Raw genomic sequence first — 18,162 nt, 5'->3', positions numbered from 1 at the left:
TGTAGAGCATTTTTCGCCACGCGGAATTCCCCAGTTAGCACTTGCGTCACCTGTCATGCAGGCCTATTATCAAAGAATAAACTTGGATTATTAATCTTATTTTACTGTGACCTGAATGTCGTACCTGCGGGAGGATTTAAACAATGGATCGTGCCAATATCATTCACGACTTGATGGACTGGATAGAAACACATCTGGATCAACCGCTGCTGCTGGACAACGTGGCAGCAAAATCGGGCTACTCCAAATGGCACTTGCAACGCATGTTCCGCAGTACCACCGGTCATGCACTTGGCAGTTACATCCGCGAGCGCCGTCTCTCGCAGGCCGCGCAGGTTCTACGCGCCACCCCTCGCTCGATTCTGGACATCGCCCTGCAATTTCACTTTGATTCCCAGCCTTCATTTTCGCGGGCATTCAAAAAGCAGTTTGGCGCAACCCCTGCGGTCTATCGCCGTACGTCACCACCAAGTGTGGCTGAATCATATCCACAGAACAACAGTTACCATAACGAATCACCCGGCCTGCATCTGTTGTACAGCGGCAAATGTACCGATGGTAAATGCACCCAATGGATGGGGCAGCGCTGAGCGACTTTCATAGCAAAAGGGACGCAGTCAGACTACGTCCCTCTAACTTGATATGCCGGAATTTGAAGGCATAACTCTCCCTATTTATACAGCGCCGCCGTGCCGTAAACGTGGTTATTCACTGAAACCGACGTAATGCGGTAAGCGCTGGCCCCTTGCTGCTGAGCTTCAGCGGCGATCATCTGTTCAAAACCACTCAACGTGGTTGCCTGGCTGGAAACCACGCCGATTTTTTGTAACTTTTGCGCATCAATGGCACTCACCGGAGTAGCGGCCAGAGCGGTACTGCCAATACAGGCCAGAACTACGGCCAAAATGATGTTTTTCATAATAAACCTCTCGATAACTGGAAATGATCGGCGGCCTAAGCCGCCGGATCTTGGCTAGGATTTACTGGCTCATTGCATCTTTCTTCATTTCATCTTTCTTCATGGCATCCTTAGCCATATGATCTTTCTTCATTTCATCTTTCTGCATGGCATCTTTGGCCATATGGTCTTTCTTCATGTGCTCTTTTTTCATACTGTCCTTAGCCATATTGTCTTTGGCCATGCCGTCGTGGGACATTTGGCTCATCTCATCCTTTTTCATGCCATCGTGGCTCATGCTGTCTGCTGCATAAACCCCGGAGACACCCAACATCAACGCGCTACACATCATCATTGCGAATAACTTTTTCATGATATTTCCTTTGGTTATTTAGAAGGCACCGTTCAGTGCATGGAGTTATTTAGAGCAGCGATCAACTGCCGCCAAACCAGTTGTAACCTTGATCTTCCCAGTAACCTCCAGGGAAGCGATTGGTGACCTCGATCACCTGAATATGTTTCGGATTTTTGTAACCCAATTTGGTAGGCATACGCAGCTTCATCGGGTAGCCGTATTTACGCGGCAGGATTTGCCCGTCATAGGTCAACGCCAGAATAGTCTGCGGATGCAGCGCAGTGGCCATATCGATGCTGGTGTAATAGTCGTCAGCGCATTTAAAACTGACATATTTGGCATTAAGATCGGCACCAATCGCTTGCAGGAAGGCGGCAAAAGGCACCCCGCCCCATTTACCGATGGCACTCCAGCCTTCAACGCAAATATGGCGCGTGACCTGGCTGATTTGCGTCATTTTGTGCAGTTGCGGCAGCGTCCAGGGCTGTTTGTGCAGCACCAGACCAGCCACTTCCAGCTTATAGTCGTCGCCGTTGATCTCTGGAGCTTCATCCTCGGCATAAAACGCGTTGAACGGGAATGGCCGGGTCATCATTGATTCCGGGTAGACCGGTGCCAGATGATCGGCATTAAACAGCCAGCCCTGTACCCGATCGTTAAACCGTGAAATCCGGCTCAATGCCTGCTCTACATGGGTGTTATCACTCAGATCGCACCCGGTAAGCATTGCGATGCCCCCCAGCGTCAGCCCATTGCGCAAAAAGCGACGGCGGGATGAGGATTCGAGCTGGCGTGCCAGCAGGCGCTGCGCTTCTTTAACTAGGCTCTGATCTTCTTGCAGGCTAATTGGCTGTTTTTCTGTTTTCATCGCATATTCCTTAGCGCCCACGCAGCATGGCAAGCAGAGTGCGGGGCACCAGTGCCACCATCACCAGATGGATCACCACAAACCCTACCAGCGCCGACATGGCAAAAAAGTGGATATAGCGGGCCATGTCATAACCACCCAGCAGCGTGCGCAGCAGGGGAAACTGCACCGACTTCCACACCACCAGCCCGGAAAGCACGATCAAGATGCTGACGACTATCACAAACAGGTAGGCCGCACGTTGTACCATGTTGTAGTGGCGCAAATCGGCATGTTGCAATTTGCCGCGCAGCGCCGCCCACAGATCGATAAAGAATTGACGTGGGCTGAGCGGCCAATACTGGCGTTTAAAACGGCCGCTAAACAGGTTAATCAGCAAATAACACAGGCCGTTGAGGGCAAACAGCCACATCCCGGCGAAGTGCCACTGCAATGCGCCGCCTAACCAGCCTCCCAAGGTTAATTCATTAAAAAATCTGAAGTTAAACAACGGTGAGGCGTTGTAGATCCGCCAACCGCTGGTGACCATAATCAGCATCGCCAACGCATTCAGCCAGTGCGTCAACCGCAGCCACAGCGGGTGGATAAGGCTGGTTTTCTCTGGCGTGATCGACATACTCATGGTGTCTCTCCTGGCAGAACCTGTTTCGGTGAATTAAGTATTAGCCATATTTGTTCCCCAATACCTCACGTAAAGTTAAATAAAATGTGACAACTCTGATGGCAGGGGTTGTGTAGACTTCAGTAATGGCTAAAAAACGCGGTGGGAAGAATGGATAAGGCAAAACGCATTTTGATCGTCGAGGACGATGCCAATATCGCCGAACTGTTGCAGTTGCATCTGCGCGACGAAGGTTATGACATCAGCCACGCCGCCGATGGCAACCTGGGTATGGCGATGCTGGAACAAGGCGGCTGGGACGCCCTGATCCTCGATCTGATGCTGCCGGGGATTGATGGGCTGGAAATCTGCCGCCGTGCACGCAACATGACGCGCTATACCCCGATCATCATTACCAGCGCACGCTCCAGCGAAGTTCACCGGGTGTTGGGGCTTGAGCTGGGTGCTGACGATTATCTCGCCAAGCCCTTCTCGATGCTGGAACTGGTGGCACGAGTCAAGGCGCTATTCCGCCGCCAGGAAGCGATGACACGCAACCTGCGCATGGAAGCGGGCACCTTGAGTTTCCACGGGCTGATCGTCGATCCTATCGCCCGTGAGGTGCATCTGAACCAGCAACCGGTAGAGCTGACGCCGCGCGAATTCGACCTGCTGTATTTTTTCGCCCGCCATCCGGGCAAAGTGTTCTCGCGCCTCAGTTTGCTGAATCAGGTGTGGGGATACCAGCATGAAGGTTATGAACATACCGTCAATACGCATATCAACCGGCTGCGGATCAAAATCGAAAGCAACCCGGCTGAACCCGAGCGCATCCTCACCGTCTGGGGCATGGGCTATAAATTCGCGGCCACGCCGCAAGAGTGAATCATGAAAAATCTCACGCTCACACAACGCCTGACGTTGGTTTTCGCACTGCTGCTGCTGATCTGCTGTTCGATCTCCGGCGTATTGCAGGTGCGCAGCAGCACCCAATACAGCCAGGCGGTGATTCAACGGCTTTCTGCCAATCTGGCGTTGCATATTGCCACCAGCAATCCACTGCTGAGCCCCAAAGGATGGGACGACCACTCGGTGCATACCCTGTTTGATCGCCTGATGGCGGTCAACCCGAGCGTGGAAGTTTACCTGCTGGATAAACAAGGCAATATCGTTGGCAATGCCGCGCCTGCCGGGCGCCTGAAACGGCAGAAAGTCGATCTAGCTCCCATCCAGGCGCTGCTGAGCGGGGCAAAAATGCCGATTTATGGTGACGACCCACGCAACTTGAACGCCAACAAAGTGTTCAGCGTTGCCCCGCTGAAGGTCAACGGTGAGATCGAAGGCTACCTGTATGTGGTGCTGCTCGGTGAGGATTACGATGCCTTGGCCAACAATGCGCAGGTGAATTCCGCACTTTATTCGGCGCTGTGGTCAATGGGGCTGGTCGTGCTGTTCGGGCTGCTGGCGGGGGCTTTTGCCTTCCGTTGGGTAACTCGCCCGATCCGCCACCTGACTCAGCAGGTCAGCGAACTGGACAGCGACGGTATCGCCGCCTTGCAGGCTTACGCTAATAACACTCCTGAGAGTAGCGGCCACGACGAAGTCAGCCAGTTGCAACAAGCCTTTCGCCGTATGGCGCAGCGGATTGCCGAGCAGTGGCAGGCACTGTCACAGCAGGATCAGCAACGGCGCGAGTTTATCGCCAATATCTCGCACGATCTGCGCACGCCGCTCACTTCGCTGCATGGTTATCTGGAAACGCTGTCGGTGAAATCGGCCAGCCTGGCGGAAACCGATCGCCAACGTTATCTGGAGATCGCACTGGCACAAAGCCGCAAGGTAGGCCGGTTGGCGCAGGAACTGTTCGAACTGGCGCGGCTGGAATATGGGGTAGTAAAACCGCAGAAGGAACCGTTCTCACTCAGTGAATTGGTACAAGATGTGTTCCAGAAGTTTGAGCTGGCCGCCGAAGCGCGCCAACAGCAGCTGCGTGCCGATATTCAGCCGGGGATCCCACTGGTGAATGCCGATCTGAGCATGATGGAGCGGGTGTTGACCAATCTGCTGGACAACGCTATCCGGCATACGCCTCAAACCGGCGAAATCACCATCCGCCTATGGACACAGGGCAATAAGGTGATGGTACAGGTGAACGACAGCGGGCCGGGGATCCCACAAGAATTACGTGCAGATCTGTTTATCCGCCCGTCAATCCTGAATAACGCCCGCCGCCACGCCGGAGGTTTGGGTTTGATGATTGTAAAGCGCATCCTGCAATTACATGACAGCGATATCACACTAGTGGAACAACCGCACGCAGGTGCCTGTTTCCGTTTTTCGGTTCCGGTGTACTGAGCGCAACGGCGGCAATTGTCGTCGTTATATGTCATTCAAGGTAACGGTAACGCTCTGTGACAATCAACCGTTATTCAGTTTATACCGTTAACTTTAATACCGTAATCTTGGTGGCAAATATAGAAAGAATATAGCAAAAAAAAGAGTCGTTACCCGGCATTTATAAAGGGTAATAGCGGGTACGGAATACCAGAATAAGGCGCATAAAATCCGCCTGATTTAACTGTAGCTTGCGCATAATATTAAGCTTATGGGTACTGACCGTTTTGTAGCTGCGTTGGGTAACATCGGCAATACGCTGAGGATCGGCACCGCTCGTCATCAGAGCCAGAATACGCCATTCGCTGTGCGAAAGCGGCTGTATCGGTTGCCCTAGCAGGCTCTGGATAGATAGACTGCGATACCCCTTGATATCAATAGCGGTAGACAGGCAATCCAGATCATCACGTTTGGACACCAAGGACAAGTGAGGCTCCATTGCCAGAATAGCAAGAATGCCAGTATGCGTAATATCGGTGAATATCACAAAAGCAGCATCCGGCCAGAATACTCTGGAGGTTAAAACAAATTGAGTAACGTTATACAAGTTTTCAGAATGGCTATAGAGCTCCATGATAACGGTTTGTTTCTCGTTATCACCCAGCGCAATTTCTATTTCTTTCAGGTGTTGAAAACTGCAAGTGCGAGTATGCTCAGGATCAATCAGCGTCTGTAATCCTTTTCTCACCCAAGGAGAAGGATCAAAAAAAATGAAATCACCTTCATAAGTAGCTTTCTTCATAACAAATTACCATCGAATAACTGTAAGAATATTGGAAAAAACGCAAAGCATAGCCTCTTGAATGCCAAAATATAAAAGGGCATTTTTTAATGCGCTGCATTGAGATTAATTATTTGATTTTAATAGTGTGTTCTTGGTGGCATATTCCATTTCCCCTGCTGGTGTTTCATCCTGACACCCGATGATAATGATTACATTAGCGGTGAGTTTTCACTTTCCAACCCGGAGCAAATTTCTACTTTATGCTCACGAAGAACCTTACAGCGCAGAAAAAACAGCCTGGAGATACCGGATATATACGACTTAACCTGATTACTACGTACCAGCAGCAGATACTCATCTGCATTGCACTGCACTTTTTGCAGCTCGGCGTAAGCCAGAACATCATCACCAACGCCGGTATCTGCCGAGGTTGACATGAACACCTTACACTCGCCTGCCTTGCCCAAATACGTTTCCTCACGGGAAACCGAGCTAAAGCTATAAATGGCAATACCGCTAATCACAACAAAAACAAACGCCAGAATTCCCCAACCGTAATGAATATGTCTCGCTGGTGAAGAACGAGCCGTTGCTGACAGTGGTTTCACCTCCGTATGCACCGTGGGTTTGGCTAACGGTACATCGTCGCTAACAAACGCCTCATCCTCTTTTTTACAGATTTCCACCTGTATTTCGTGCCGCAACATAAAGCCCACTTTAGGCACGGTAACAATAACCTCATCATCAATGCCTAATGCCTTGATCACTCTGCGTAATTTACTGACACACTGATTAAGATTATTGTTGCTGGAGACCATACCGTAGTCATCCCATACTTTCTTGAATATCACTTCTCGGCTAACAGCATCGCCATGGTGGGCAATCAACAACTGCAACAGACGTTTTGAAGGATTCGAGATAGGTAAGGGCTCATCGGAGAAATCACACAGGCTCAACGCTCCGTTATCAGCGTCGAAAAGAATACGGTCATTAAATCTATATTTCATGTTATTCACGGGTTTTCACTATAAGAACAGCCTAATCCTGGCATCTGTTGTTAATAAAGCATTAACTAAAGTGTAAAAAGCTAACTTTGGTAAATCCTACTTTATACTTTGGTATCAATGTCTTAACACCAAAGAGGACTATCTTGTTTTTTTCCTTCCTTGGAGTAAGAATTTTCTCATAACCCGAGCCAAAGGTTATACAAACACGCCGCACATTGATATATTTATATATGAAACAATCAAAAGTTAGATTTTTATTTTGTAAATAACAATTTTTAAGCTCAAAACAGATATAAATCATCTGTTTAAGTAAATTTTAATGTAAAAATAGTGATGCTTTAAGAAGTGAGATCTTTTGCTTTACGAAAAAATGAGAGCAAATAGCGGTTTCAAACGGGGCTTATGCTTTGAAATCAATGTGGTTCAGTGTTGAAAACGCTCAAGTGAAAATAGAAATCTTCGAATTCTCTCTCCAAAAACGTCACTTCATCTCGCAGATCGATGACAAAATATTAACAAAGGAAATTAAGCTGGGCAGTCACTGCGATTACACAAGTAATAGGCTGTGTCCCTTGATGGCATGTGGGTGTCACTGGTGGGCCAATGAAGGGACAATGCCTCATAAATGTTGGTCAAATATTGGCCATCAGCAGCGAAATATTCGCCTGCGTAATCGCTTCCTGTGCCGCTTCCGGTAGATTGCCATCGGTGATAATCGCATCAAATACCGCGATCGGCAGCGCCAGATAGGTGGCCACCTTGCCATATTTGGACGTATCGCTCAGCAGGATACAGCGGCGGCTCGCTTCAACAATCGCCTGCTTCACCACCACCTTATCTTCATTGGGCGTTGACAGCCCACGCATACTCCACGAAGAAGCCGAGATAAACGCCAGATCGATAAACAGGTGACCCAATGCCTGGGCCGCTGCGGCCCCCACGCAGGAACGGTTTTCACGGCAGACGGTTCCACCGGTGTGGATCAGCTTGCATTGGCTGTGTTCAAGCAGGTAAGCCGCGATCACAAAATCGTTGGTCACCACGGTGATATCGTCACGATCGCCAATCTGCCGGGCCAGGGCCAGCGTGGTGGTGCCCGCATCCAGATAAATGCAGCTGTTAACCGGGATCTGGCGCGCGGCCAGTTGCCCAATCGCCGCTTTCTGCTGGCTGAACATGCCCTCTTTATCTTGATGCGAAGGTTCTGTTGCCACCCGTTCAGCCGACTGTACGCCACCAGAAACGGTAATCACGGTGCCTTGTTCTTCCAGTTTTTGCAGATCGCGCCGGATAGTCATATGCGACACCCCCAGCCTTTCGGTCAGTTCGGCGATGCTGACCACGCCGCGCTCAGATACCAGCGCTAAAATTTGTTGGTGGCGTTCAACAGGTATCACGATTCCCTCTCAATAACCGCAGTGATAATAATTGTGATTTTACGTCAATTTTCGTGCAGAGAAAGCAAAGCTTTCCAGGCTGTGAAGCCCATCATAATCACAAAAAACATTTAAAAGCATTATGTTAAGGAAAGTTTCTGCTATGTATGGCCTTTTTCTTTATTGTTAATAATTGTGAAGATGATCACCGATAACCGCCGCTAGAACGCTTACATTTAACACAACAAAACAAATAATCACTAAAATTAACAGGAGTGTTTTATGACACAGCCAGGAAATTATTCAGTTTGCATCGTCGGCTTGGGCTCTATGGGCATGGGGGCAGCAAAGTCGTGCATTAATGCCGGGCTCACCACTTATGGTGTCGATCTCAACCCACAGGCGTTGGCCACTCTGCAACAGGCCGGGGCCAAGCAGGCAGCCACCAGCGTGGCAGGATTTGCGGCTGAACTGGATGCCGTGCTGCTGCTGGTGGTCAATGCGGCACAGGTGAAACACATTCTGTTTGGCGACCACGGCCTGGCAGCACAGCTTAAACCCAACACGCCGGTGATGGTGTCTTCCACCATTGCCGCCGCCGATGCCAAAGAGATCGAACAGGGGCTGAAAACCTTCGGCCTCAACATGCTGGATGCCCCGGTTTCCGGCGGCGCAGCCAAGGCCGCAGAAGGCCAGATGACGGTAATGGCATCAGGCAGTGAAGCCACCTTCGCCCAGTTGCAACCGGTCTTGGACGCCGTCGCCGGTAAAGTCTACCGCATCGGAGAAGAAATCGGCCTGGGTGCTACGGTAAAAATCATCCACCAACTGCTGGCAGGGGTGCATATTGCCGCCGGGGCCGAAGCGATGGCGCTGGCGTCACGCGCCGGTATCCCGCTGGACGTGATGTACGATGTCGTCACCCACGCCGCCGGTAATTCCTGGATGTTTGAAAACCGTATGCGCCACGTAGTGGACGGCGACTATACGCCAAAATCCGCCGTGGACATCTTCGTTAAAGACCTCGGGCTGGTGGCCGACACCGCCAAGGCGCTGCACTTCCCGCTGCCGCTGGCCTCCACGGCATTCAATATGTTCACCTCCGCCAGCAATGCCGGTTATGGCAAAGAAGACGACAGCGCGGTGATCAAGATTTTTTCTGGCATCAACCTGCCAGATAACAAGAGGAACGCATAATGCTGCTCGGAGTGATTGCCGATGATTTTACCGGCGCGACCGATATCGCCAGCTTCCTGGTAGAAAACGGTTTACCCACCGTCCAACTGAACGGCGTACCGCAGGACGATGCGCCAGTGAGCGCCCAAGCGGTGGTGATCAGCCTGAAATCACGCTCTTGCCCGGTCGATCAGGCGATCGAACAATCGTTGCAGGCGCTGGCCTGGTTGCAACGCCAAGGCTGCCGCCAGTTCTACTTCAAATACTGCTCCACTTTCGACAGCACCGCGCAGGGCAATATCGGCCCGGTGACCGATGCTTTACTTGATGCGCTGGGCGAACAACAAACGGTGATCTCCCCCGCGCTGCCGGTCAACGGACGCACGGTGTATCAAGGGTACTTGTTCGTGATGGATCAACTGCTGTCTGAATCCGGCATGCGCAACCACCCGGTCACGCCGATGACCGATAGCAATCTGTTGCGGCTGATGGAAGCGCAGGCAACCGGGCGCTGTGGGCTGGTGAATACAGCGGAGATGGATCGCGGTGCTGGTGCGGTAAAAGAAAAACTACAGCAGTTAGCGCAGCAAGGCGTGCGCTATGCGGTGCTGGACACCCTGAATGAGCAGCATTTGCTCACCCAAGGGGAAGCGCTGAAAACCATGAAGCTGGTGACCGGCGGTTCCGGGCTGGCGATCGGCATTGCCCGCCAATGGGCGCAACCGGGCCTGGAAAAAGCCCAGTCAGCCGGTGCGCCGCAGGGTAACAAAGCCGTGGTGCTTTCCGGCTCCTGCTCAACCATGACCAACAAACAGGTCAACCGCTATCGCCAACAGGCTACGGCGCAGGCTATCGACGTGGCGCGCTGCATCAATACTACCGATCGCAGCGCCTATGCCGCCGAACTCAGTCGTTGGGTGGAGCAACATGCAGCAGCCGAACTGGCCCCGTTGCTGTACGCCACCGCCGAACCGGAGCAGTTGCAACAGACTCAGCGGCAATATGGCGTTGAAGCGGCCAGCCTGGCGGTGGAAGCGCTGTTTGCTGACGTGGTCGCACGCCTGCGCCAACAGGGATTCAGCCGCTTTATCGTCGCGGGCGGTGAAACCTCCGGCGTCGTTACCCAGGCGCTGGGGATCCGCGGGTTCCATATCGGCCCCTGTATTTCGCCCGGTGTACCTTGGGTGCGTGCTATCGAACAACCTGTCTCACTGGCCCTGAAATCGGGCAATTTCGGCGATGAAAACTTTTTCGCCAGAGCACAAATGGAGTTTCCTGTATGACGACCACCGTTGGCCAACCTTCGGCCGCCGAGCAGCAGGCCAGAGAAGAAATGGTGCGTTTGGGCGCTTCTTTCTTCCAACGCGGCTACGCCACCGGTTCAGCGGGCAACCTGTCGCTGCTGCTGCCGGATGGCACCCTGCTGGCTACCCCCACCGGTTCTTGTTTAGGGGAGTTGCAGGCCGATCGGCTGTCAAAAGTCAGCCTGAGCGGTGAGTGGATCTCTGGTGATAAGCCGTCAAAAGAGATCAGCTTTCACCGTGCGCTGTATCAGCACAACCCGGCTTGCAAGGCGGTGGTGCATCTGCACTGCACTTACCTTACCGCCCTCTCCTGCCTGCAAGGGTTGGATACGGAAAATGCCATCAAGCCCTTTACTCCTTATGTGGTGATGCGCGTCGGTCAAGTGCCGGTAGTGCCTTACTATCGCCCTGGCGATCTACGGCTGGCGGAAGATCTCGCCAAGCTGGCACCGGCGTATAAAGCGTTCCTGCTGGCCAACCATGGGCCGGTCGTCACTGGCGAAAGCCTGCGCGAAGCAGCAAATAATACCGAAGAAATGGAAGATGCGGCGAAGCTGATTTTCACCCTCGGCAACCGCCCGATTCGTTATTTAACCGATGATGAAATTGCCGAGTTACGGAGCTGAAAAATGCCAAAATTTGCTGCCAATCTATCGATGATGTTTACCGAACTGCCGTTTCTGGATCGCTTTGCCGCCGCCGCGGCTGCCGGATTCAAAGCGGTAGAGTTCCTGTTTCCGTATGAATATCCGGCCGATCTGCTGGCAGAAAAACTGCGCCAGCATGGGCTGCAACAGGTGCTGTTCAATACCGCCCCTGGCGATACCGCTGCCGGTGAGTGGGGGTTGGCGGCACTGCCCGGCCGCGAAGCAGATGCCCGCGCAGATATTGATCGAGCGTTGGAATACGCGATTGCACTGCAATGCCCATGCGTACACGTGATGGCGGGCGTGGTGCCACCGGATGAGGAGATTGCCCGTTACCGGGAAACCTTCATCAGCAATCTGCGCTATGCCGCCGATAGCTTCGCTCCCCATGGCATCAAGGTGTTGATCGAAGCGCTCAGCCCGCCGGTGAAACCCAACTATCTGTTCTCCAGCCAGCATCAAGCGGCGGATCTGGTTGCTGCGATCGATCGGCCAAACGTCTTTGTCCAATTCGACTTCTTCCATGCGCAATTGGTGGACGGCAACATCAGCAATCTGGTCACCTCGCTGGCCGGGCGCTATGCCCATATCCAGATTGCTTCGGTGCCGGATCGCAACGAACCCGATAGCGGAGAGCTGAATTACCCTTGGCTGTTCGCGCTGCTGGACAAGGTGGGTTATCAGGGCTGGATCGGCTGCGAATATAAACCGCGTGGTGAAACCAACGCCGGGCTCGGCTGGGTGAAGCCGTACCTGTAAAGCGGGCAGTTCACCAACACCAGTGATTAACAACATAAAAATCAAACGCACCCGTATCGCCTTAGGGCGATCGCGGTGCCGGACTCTTATCAGAATAAAGGCGCTACCATGTCTACCTCTATGCTACTGATCATTGCCCTACTGGGTGTATTGCTGCTCCTGCTGATGGTGATCAAGGCCAAAGTTCAGCCGTTCGTCGCCCTGCTGGTTGTCAGCCTGTTAGTCGCGCTGGCCAGCGGCATCCCGACCGGTGAAGTGATGAAAGTGATGACCGCCGGTATGGGCGGCGTGCTGGGTTCAGTAACCATTATCATCGGTCTGGGTGCAATGCTCGGCAGGATGATCGAACACTCCGGCGGTGCCGAATCGCTGGCGCAACGCTTCAGTAAAGCGCTGGGGCCAAAACGCACCATCGCCGCGCTGACCATTGCCGCCTTTATCCTGGGTATCCCGGTGTTCTTCGATGTCGGCTTTATCATTCTGGCACCGATTATCTACGGCTTTGCCAAAGTAGCCAAAGTCTCACCGCTGAAATTCGGCCTGCCGATGGCGGGCGTAATGCTGACGGTACACGTTGCCCTGCCGCCGCACCCCGGCCCGGTGGCGGCGGCAGGGTTGCTGCACGCGGATATCGGTTGGCTGACCATTATTGGCCTGCTGATCTGTATTCCAGTAGGGGTTATCGGTTACTTTGCGGCGAAGTACCTGAACCGCAAAGCCTATCCGCTTTCTATTGAAGTGCTGGAGCAGCTACAGTTGGCTGCGCCGGAATCCACATCTGACAGCAAAACACCGCTCAGCGATCGCATCAACCCGCCAAGTGCCGGGCTGATTGCCGCGCTGATCGTCATTCCTATCGCCATCATTATGCTCGGCACCGTTTCAGCCACGCTGCTGGAACCGGGTTCGGCGCTGCGTGACGTGCTCTCTTTGATCGGTGCACCGGCCGTGGCCCTGATGATCGCCCTGCTGCTGGCGTTCTACTTCCTGGCAATGCGCCGTGGCTGGAGCCTGCAACACACCAGTGACATCATGGGCGCTGCGCTGCCTACCGCGGCGGTGGTGATCCTGGTCACCGGTGCCGGTGGCGTGTTCGGTAAAGTGCTGGTGGAATCCGGCGTCGGCAAAGCGTTGGCGGAAGTGCTCACGACTATCGGCCTGCCGCTGATCCCGGCGGCGTTTATCATCTCTCTGGCACTGCGTGCCTCGCAGGGTTCAGCCACCGTGGCAATTCTGACCACCGGCGGGCTGCTTTCCGAAGCGGTTACCGGCCTTAATCAGCTACAGCTGGTGCTGGTCACGCTCGCTACCTGCTTCGGCGGCCTGGGGCTATCTCACGTTAATGACTCTGGTTTCTGGATCGTCACCAAATATCTGGGTCTTTCGGTGGCCGATGGCCTGAAAACCTGGACGGTATTAACCACCCTGCTCGGCCTGAGCGGCTTCGTGTTCACCTGGTTGCTGTGGCTGGCGGTATAGCCATGTGCTGATGATGTGCCAAAACAGTATATGAGGTAAATTAATGGGGCGAATCTCTTCGCCCCTACACTTAAGCCTCAGCCCTTGTTCAGGAAGATCTTCATGACCACCATCACTACCGCACCCACGCTGATTACCGAACGCCTGATACTGGATGCCCACCGGCTGGACGATTTTGCCGATCTGGCGGCCATGTGGGCCGACCCTGCCGTTGTCCGTTATATCGGCGGCACACCGCGCAGTCAGGAAGACAGTTGGGGCCGTCTATTGCGTTACATTGGTCATTGGCCATTGTTAGGTTACGGTTATTGGGCGGTGCGTGAGAAAGCCAGTGGCCACTACCTTGGCGGTATCGGTTTTGCCGACTATCACCGCGAGATCGCTCCCGCGCTGGATGCGCCAGAAATGGGCTGGACGCTAATCACCGCCGCCCAGGGCAAAGGCTATGCCACCGAAGCGCTGCTGGCCGCGCTGGCTTGGGCAACCGACCATTTCCCGCAGGGGAAAACGGTCTGCATTATCTCGCCAGAAAACCGTCCGTCGCTTGGGCTGGCAAAAAAAATGGGCTTTGTAGAAAACCACCGCAGTGAGTATCACCAGCGACCGATTGTGGTGATGCAGCGTTTGCTATGAGAAAGAGATTACGAATCAGCCAATTCGCCCTCGTCAAAAGCAAAAAAATCCGCCCAAAGGCGGATTTTTCAACGGGTGTGGCACTAAAGCCACACGCTCACGCCCAACGGCGTGGAGAAAACTTAGAAGCGGTAACCAGCACCAACCATCCAAGTACCAACGTCAACGCTACGGATGCGGCTCTGCTCGTAACCGAAGTCCAGAGCAACTTGTTGCATTGGGTTGAATTGCAGACCAGCGCCGTAAGAGAAACCGTAATCGCTGTTGCTGTTGTTGTTAGAACCGTCTTTAGCGTTGCTGGTGAATTTACCGTAACCCACACCGATCACGCCATAGATGCTCGCCCAGTCGTTGAAACGGTAAGCAGGGCCAGCAGTGATGCCGCTGTACTGTACTTTGTCGTAGAAACCGCTTTCAGTACCGTTCTTTTCCAGATGGGTAAAGGAACCGATCACACCCAGCGGGCTGTTGTCGAACTCGTAACGGTATTTCAGGTTGAAACCATCGGCTTTGTTAGCAACGCCTTGGAAATCACCATGAGCATAACCAGCGGATACAGTGCTCTCACCGGCGAATGCGGTACCGGCGCTAACGGCTAATACACAAGCTGCTACTGCGGAAAGACATGCAATTTTTTTCATAAACCACCTCAAACACGTTTTATTATTAAATACTACCATTTGTTCATACATTGAAAATATAGCAAAAATCAGCGTGAAACTCTGCTTTTAAAACAGTGTCTAAAGCTTTGTATCGTGTAACAGAAGATTACAAGAACACTGCGTCGATTCAATTTCCCTATATTTTCAATCGCATCCTACGCGTTTTTGTGACAAAAATCACCTATTCAATCGAGATAGAACGCTTAGATGAGGACTATTTTTCACACACTTGCTCAATCTCTGTGCAAAATTTTGACAGTTTCATTGCGATAACACGCTTTTCTCAGACACCCCGACACCAATTCATTTACACTGACGCCCACCTGTTTTCGTTATGCTTTCTCAAGAGTTGGGAAGCCCCCACAAGGCTTGAATGGATGTCTCCATCTAGAACTGCTAAAGCATCTTCCACGCTGCTGCCCGTTTGCTTGCTTATCATCGCGATGATTTCGATCCAGAGCGGTGCCTCGCTGGCGAAAAGCCTGTTCCCGCTGGTTGGCGCCGAAGGGATCACCACCTTGCGCCTGGGCATCGGCACGTTGATTCTGTTTATCATCTTCCGCCCCTGGCGAATGCGTTTTGCGGCTGGCAGCAGGCTACCGCTGTTGATTTACGGTCTGTCGCTGGGCGCAATGAATTACCTGTTTTACCTTTCCCTCCGCACGGTTCCGCTCGGCATTGCCGTGGCGCTGGAGTTTACTGGCCCGCTGGCGGTGGCGATGTTTTCTTCACGCCGCCCTGTGGATTTTGTCTGGGTCGCACTGGCGGTTATCGGCCTGGCGTTCCTGCTGCCGTTCGGCCACGACATGGGCAGTATCGATCTCTTTGGTGCCGCATGCGCTCTGGGCGCCGGTGCCTGTTGGGCGATATACATTATCTTCGGCCAGAGAGCCGGGGGAGATCACGGGCCGGGCACCGTGGCTGTCGGATCGTTAGTCGCTGCCATCGTGTTTTGCCCGATCGGTGCCTGGCAGGCCGGTAGCGCGCTGTTGAACGTGGATATTCTTCCTGTGGCGCTAGCCGTCGCCATTCTCTCTACCGCACTGCCTTATTCGCTGGAAATTATCGCGCTGCCAAAGATCCCTGCGCGCACCTTTGGTACGCTGATGAGCCTGGAACCCGCGCTGGCCGCGCTTTCGGGCATGATCTTCCTCAATGAGCATCTCAGCCATGTGCAATGGCTGGCATTAGCGGCCATTATCGCCGCGTCAATGGGCGCTACGCTGACCATCAAACCCAAACCGCAGATTGAGAGCCTCTCTTAACCTTTTGCTGCGGGAAAATAAATCCTGATTCTGTTGCGTGATTGCAATCGACTTAACTGTTTCTGAGTTTGACAATGGACATACTTGAGACAGGTCTTTTGTGGTAATTTTCTAATTTCATTACGTTATATACCCAAGAGCTTGCAAGTTGCGCCAACAACAACGCCGCAGCTTAGAGAAGGGAAGGTATAATTCATTACGGAGAATCAGGATGATATACGGTAGTTTGTACAATCCTCGCTTTGGACGCGGCCTTTCACCCGTTTTAGCCAATATCCTCAATACCGTTCGCCAATACGATTTACCCGGCCTGGCGCTGGGGCGGCACGAGATCGATGGCGACCGCGTTTTTATGAATGTTATGGAAGTAGTGACAGAACCCGCTGAAAACAAGCGCGCTGAGATTCACCAGGAGTATCTGGATATTCAAATCCTGATCGGTGGCGAGGAAAGGATTGACTATGGTCTGCCAGGCAGTTGGGACAGTGACGACCCCTACGATGCCAGTAAAGACCTGCAAATGCTGGACATCAAACGCAGCCCGCAAATTTTAAACCTCACCCCCGGTATGTATGTGATTTTCTTCCCGCTGGAACCGCATAAGCCCGGATGCCAAGTGCATGGGGCAAAAAATATCAAGAAAGTAGTGGTGAAAGTGCATTACGAGTTGCTGCTGTAGCGGTGTTGAGCCGGTCAGTTGACCGGCTCAATTACCTCTAAAAATTACTCAACAGCAATCGGTGTTTCCACCAACTTCACCTCGCGATCACCCTGCAATGTTTTGATCTTGTTTTGGTACTCTTTTACCTTTTCAGCACTGTTCAGCAAAGTGTAAGTCAGTTCGAAGTCCGTGCTCTGCCCTGGCTGCAACTGCTTGATACGCCCCTGCTCACGCTCAATTTTTACCGGATAGGCATAGCTGGTGCCCGGTTCAATACCGGTCACATAGCCTTGGCGTTCAGCATCGGTATTTTTCCACAATGTCAGCACTGGGAGTTGGTGAGTATCAAAACCTATTGCCACGCCGCGATCGCCGTTCTTATTGTTCATCATCGCCAGGGTTTTCCCCTGTGCATCAGCGTAAGGCACAATATTGAACACCATTTCGTCGAAACCCTTGGTCGGCCCAAGGTAGGTATGCCAATCCTTCAAGCCGCTCTTGGCATAATCGTTAAACGGTGAGATTTCCTTGATTGCCGCGCTGAATATCGCCCCTTGCTCCAGCAAAGGTTTGCCAAAATTGCTGTGATAGATGATCTGATAATCACGCGGATAGTCAGCGCGGTTGGTCAGGCGATCGTGAACGGTGAACTGCTGGGTTCCAGGCACATAACGCAACTCAGTCCAGGTTTCCAGATTGCTTTTCTTAAAGGTATTCTCTTTCAGTAAACCGCGAATGCGAACTTCATAAGGCGCTCTTTCAGCAATTTCTACCACCACTTTCGAGGCAGGTGTATTACCGGCACGGCCATGCAGCGTGTACAGCGTGCCATTCTCCACGCCAGGGTGCCCGGTCCATTCATAGCCGCAGCGCACCATCATTTCGTTGAAGCCATCCAGCCAGCCCAAGCCATTACGGCTTTCCAGGTTGATATAAGCCGGGTTGACCACCTCATCCACCGGTGAATCCCAGCCGAGCCTGACGCCTGAGCCATTCACGTGCAGAATATCCATGCCACGTGTCGGGCTAAGAGCAATAGTCAACCCAGGGCTGGTCAGAGTGATCACTTTGGAGCCTTCCTGCTTGCCACCATGCAATACTTGCTGTTGCAAGCTGAAACGTGGCCCCGGAATGTTCAGCTTCTGGCTGCTTATCTGCCAGTTGCCCAATTCAATACCGTTTTCACCGTCGGTCAACACAATCGTCTGTGCACCGGCATATCCAGAAATCAAAGAGATAGCAATCGAAACTGCAACAAGCTTTTTCATTTATTAATCCTTTTTGTTTAGCTGAATGGTTTTAGCTAATGCCATCACAAAGTAGATTTTATACTCAAATTAAAATGCGAGATGG

At 52.5% G+C, this 18,162-nt stretch carries 20 protein-coding genes; 11 read left to right on the top strand and 9 right to left on the bottom strand.

All coding sequences use genetic code 11. The features are described 5' to 3' along the window. Window positions 1-143 precede the first annotated feature (143 nt). Complete coding sequence (locus tag ACX9GT_RS08460) at window positions 144-590, top strand: helix-turn-helix domain-containing protein (RefSeq protein ID WP_473190663.1); 447 nt, start codon at window positions 144-146, stop codon at window positions 588-590. 80 nt (window positions 591-670) lie between these two features. Here the strand turns inward: ACX9GT_RS08460 and ACX9GT_RS08455 are convergent, their stop codons facing one another. From ACX9GT_RS08455 to ACX9GT_RS08440, 4 genes are all read right to left on the bottom strand, one after another. Beyond that, complete coding sequence (locus ACX9GT_RS08455) at window positions 671-919, bottom strand: YdgH/BhsA/McbA-like domain containing protein (RefSeq protein WP_473190662.1); 249 nt, start codon at window positions 917-919, stop codon at window positions 671-673. A gap of 61 nt (window positions 920-980) precedes the next feature. Continuing rightward, entirely contained in the window at window positions 981-1,271 is a 291-nt protein-coding gene (locus ACX9GT_RS08450) for a pentapeptide MXKDX repeat protein (RefSeq protein WP_473190661.1), read from the bottom strand. 61 nt (window positions 1,272-1,332) lie between these two features. Continuing rightward, window positions 1,333-2,121 (bottom strand): molybdopterin-dependent oxidoreductase, encoded by a 789-nt coding sequence (locus tag ACX9GT_RS08445; RefSeq protein WP_473190660.1) that lies wholly within the window; start codon window positions 2,119-2,121, stop codon window positions 1,333-1,335. A 10-nt stretch (window positions 2,122-2,131) separates the two neighbouring features. Next, window positions 2,132-2,743 carry a cytochrome b/b6 domain-containing protein gene (locus tag ACX9GT_RS08440; protein WP_473190659.1) on the bottom strand — a complete coding sequence of 204 codons (612 nt, stop codon included), beginning with the start codon at window positions 2,741-2,743 and terminating at the stop codon, window positions 2,132-2,134. 150 nt (window positions 2,744-2,893) lie between these two features. On the opposite strand from ACX9GT_RS08440, the gene ACX9GT_RS08435 reads away from it, so the two are divergent. Together ACX9GT_RS08435 and ACX9GT_RS08430 are read left to right on the top strand one after the other, a co-directional pair. Further along, window positions 2,894-3,607: a response regulator transcription factor gene (locus ACX9GT_RS08435; protein ID WP_473190658.1), complete on the top strand. Its 714-nt coding sequence runs from the start codon at window positions 2,894-2,896 to the stop codon at window positions 3,605-3,607. 3 nt (window positions 3,608-3,610) lie between these two features. Beyond that, entirely contained in the window at window positions 3,611-5,077 is a 1,467-nt protein-coding gene (locus tag ACX9GT_RS08430; protein ID WP_473190657.1) for a HAMP domain-containing sensor histidine kinase, read from the top strand. A 160-nt stretch (window positions 5,078-5,237) separates the two neighbouring features. On the opposite strand, the gene ACX9GT_RS08425 is transcribed toward ACX9GT_RS08430, so the two are convergent. The 3 genes from ACX9GT_RS08425 to ygbI all read right to left on the bottom strand — a co-directional run bounded on the left by ACX9GT_RS08425 (window position 5,238) and on the right by ygbI (window position 8,244). Next, window positions 5,238-5,858 carry a helix-turn-helix transcriptional regulator gene (locus ACX9GT_RS08425; protein ID WP_473190656.1) on the bottom strand — a complete coding sequence of 207 codons (621 nt, stop codon included), beginning with the start codon at window positions 5,856-5,858 and terminating at the stop codon, window positions 5,238-5,240. 191 nt (window positions 5,859-6,049) lie between these two features. Further along, window positions 6,050-6,847 (bottom strand): winged helix-turn-helix domain-containing protein, encoded by a 798-nt coding sequence (locus ACX9GT_RS08420; protein WP_473191539.1) that lies wholly within the window; start codon window positions 6,845-6,847, stop codon window positions 6,050-6,052. Window positions 6,848-7,479: 632 nt separating this feature from the next. Further along, a complete protein-coding gene (ygbI, locus tag ACX9GT_RS08415) occupies window positions 7,480-8,244 on the bottom strand; it encodes a DNA-binding transcriptional repressor YgbI (RefSeq protein ID WP_473190655.1) in 765 nt (254 codons plus the stop codon). 261 nt (window positions 8,245-8,505) lie between these two features. On the opposite strand from ygbI, the gene ltnD reads away from it, so the two are divergent. The 6 genes from ltnD (at window position 8,506) to ACX9GT_RS08385 (ending at window position 14,221) form a co-directional block, all read left to right on the top strand. After that, window positions 8,506-9,420: an L-threonate dehydrogenase gene (gene ltnD / locus ACX9GT_RS08410; RefSeq protein WP_473190654.1), complete on the top strand. Its 915-nt coding sequence runs from the start codon at window positions 8,506-8,508 to the stop codon at window positions 9,418-9,420. Beyond that, window positions 9,420-10,682: a 3-oxo-tetronate kinase gene (gene otnK, locus ACX9GT_RS08405; RefSeq protein WP_473190653.1), complete on the top strand. Its 1,263-nt coding sequence runs from the start codon at window positions 9,420-9,422 to the stop codon at window positions 10,680-10,682. Before ltnD ends, otnK begins: the two co-directional genes overlap by 1 nt. Beyond that, window positions 10,679-11,329 carry a 3-oxo-tetronate 4-phosphate decarboxylase gene (otnC, locus tag ACX9GT_RS08400; protein ID WP_473190652.1) on the top strand — a complete coding sequence of 217 codons (651 nt, stop codon included), beginning with the start codon at window positions 10,679-10,681 and terminating at the stop codon, window positions 11,327-11,329. The genes otnK and otnC overlap by 4 nt, the downstream gene beginning before the upstream one ends. Window positions 11,330-11,332: 3 nt before the next feature. Further along, the gene (locus ACX9GT_RS08395; RefSeq protein ID WP_473190651.1) at window positions 11,333-12,109 is read left to right on the top strand and encodes an HPr family phosphocarrier protein; all 777 of its coding nucleotides are present in this window, start codon (window positions 11,333-11,335) and stop codon (window positions 12,107-12,109) included. A gap of 108 nt (window positions 12,110-12,217) precedes the next feature. Next, entirely contained in the window at window positions 12,218-13,588 is a 1,371-nt protein-coding gene (locus ACX9GT_RS08390) for a GntP family transporter (protein WP_473190650.1), read from the top strand. Window positions 13,589-13,690: 102 nt separating this feature from the next. Next, window positions 13,691-14,221 carry a GNAT family N-acetyltransferase gene (locus ACX9GT_RS08385; protein WP_473190649.1) on the top strand — a complete coding sequence of 177 codons (531 nt, stop codon included), beginning with the start codon at window positions 13,691-13,693 and terminating at the stop codon, window positions 14,219-14,221. A gap of 122 nt (window positions 14,222-14,343) precedes the next feature. Here ACX9GT_RS08385 and ompX read toward each other — a convergent pair whose 3' ends face one another. Next, window positions 14,344-14,862, bottom strand: a complete 519-nt coding sequence (gene ompX, locus ACX9GT_RS08380; protein WP_473190648.1) for an outer membrane protein OmpX — start codon at window positions 14,860-14,862, stop codon at window positions 14,344-14,346. 398 nt (window positions 14,863-15,260) lie between these two features. On the opposite strand from ompX, the gene rhtA reads away from it, so the two are divergent. Then, entirely contained in the window at window positions 15,261-16,148 is an 888-nt protein-coding gene (rhtA, locus tag ACX9GT_RS08375) for a threonine/homoserine exporter RhtA (protein WP_473190647.1), read from the top strand. Window positions 16,149-16,359: 211 nt separating this feature from the next. Beyond that, window positions 16,360-16,827 carry an N-acetylneuraminate anomerase gene (nanQ, locus tag ACX9GT_RS08370; protein WP_473190646.1) on the top strand — a complete coding sequence of 156 codons (468 nt, stop codon included), beginning with the start codon at window positions 16,360-16,362 and terminating at the stop codon, window positions 16,825-16,827. 44 nt (window positions 16,828-16,871) lie between these two features. Here the strand turns inward: nanQ and ACX9GT_RS08365 are convergent, their stop codons facing one another. After that, the gene (locus ACX9GT_RS08365; protein ID WP_473190645.1) at window positions 16,872-18,077 is read right to left on the bottom strand and encodes an aldose 1-epimerase family protein; all 1,206 of its coding nucleotides are present in this window, start codon (window positions 18,075-18,077) and stop codon (window positions 16,872-16,874) included. Window positions 18,078-18,162 lie beyond the last annotated feature (85 nt).

It is taken from the genome of Serratia sp. YWN4, assembly GCF_055790845.1.
The sequence above is the reverse complement of the archived record's forward strand: the minus strand, read 5'-3'. Positions and strand labels throughout refer to the sequence as shown.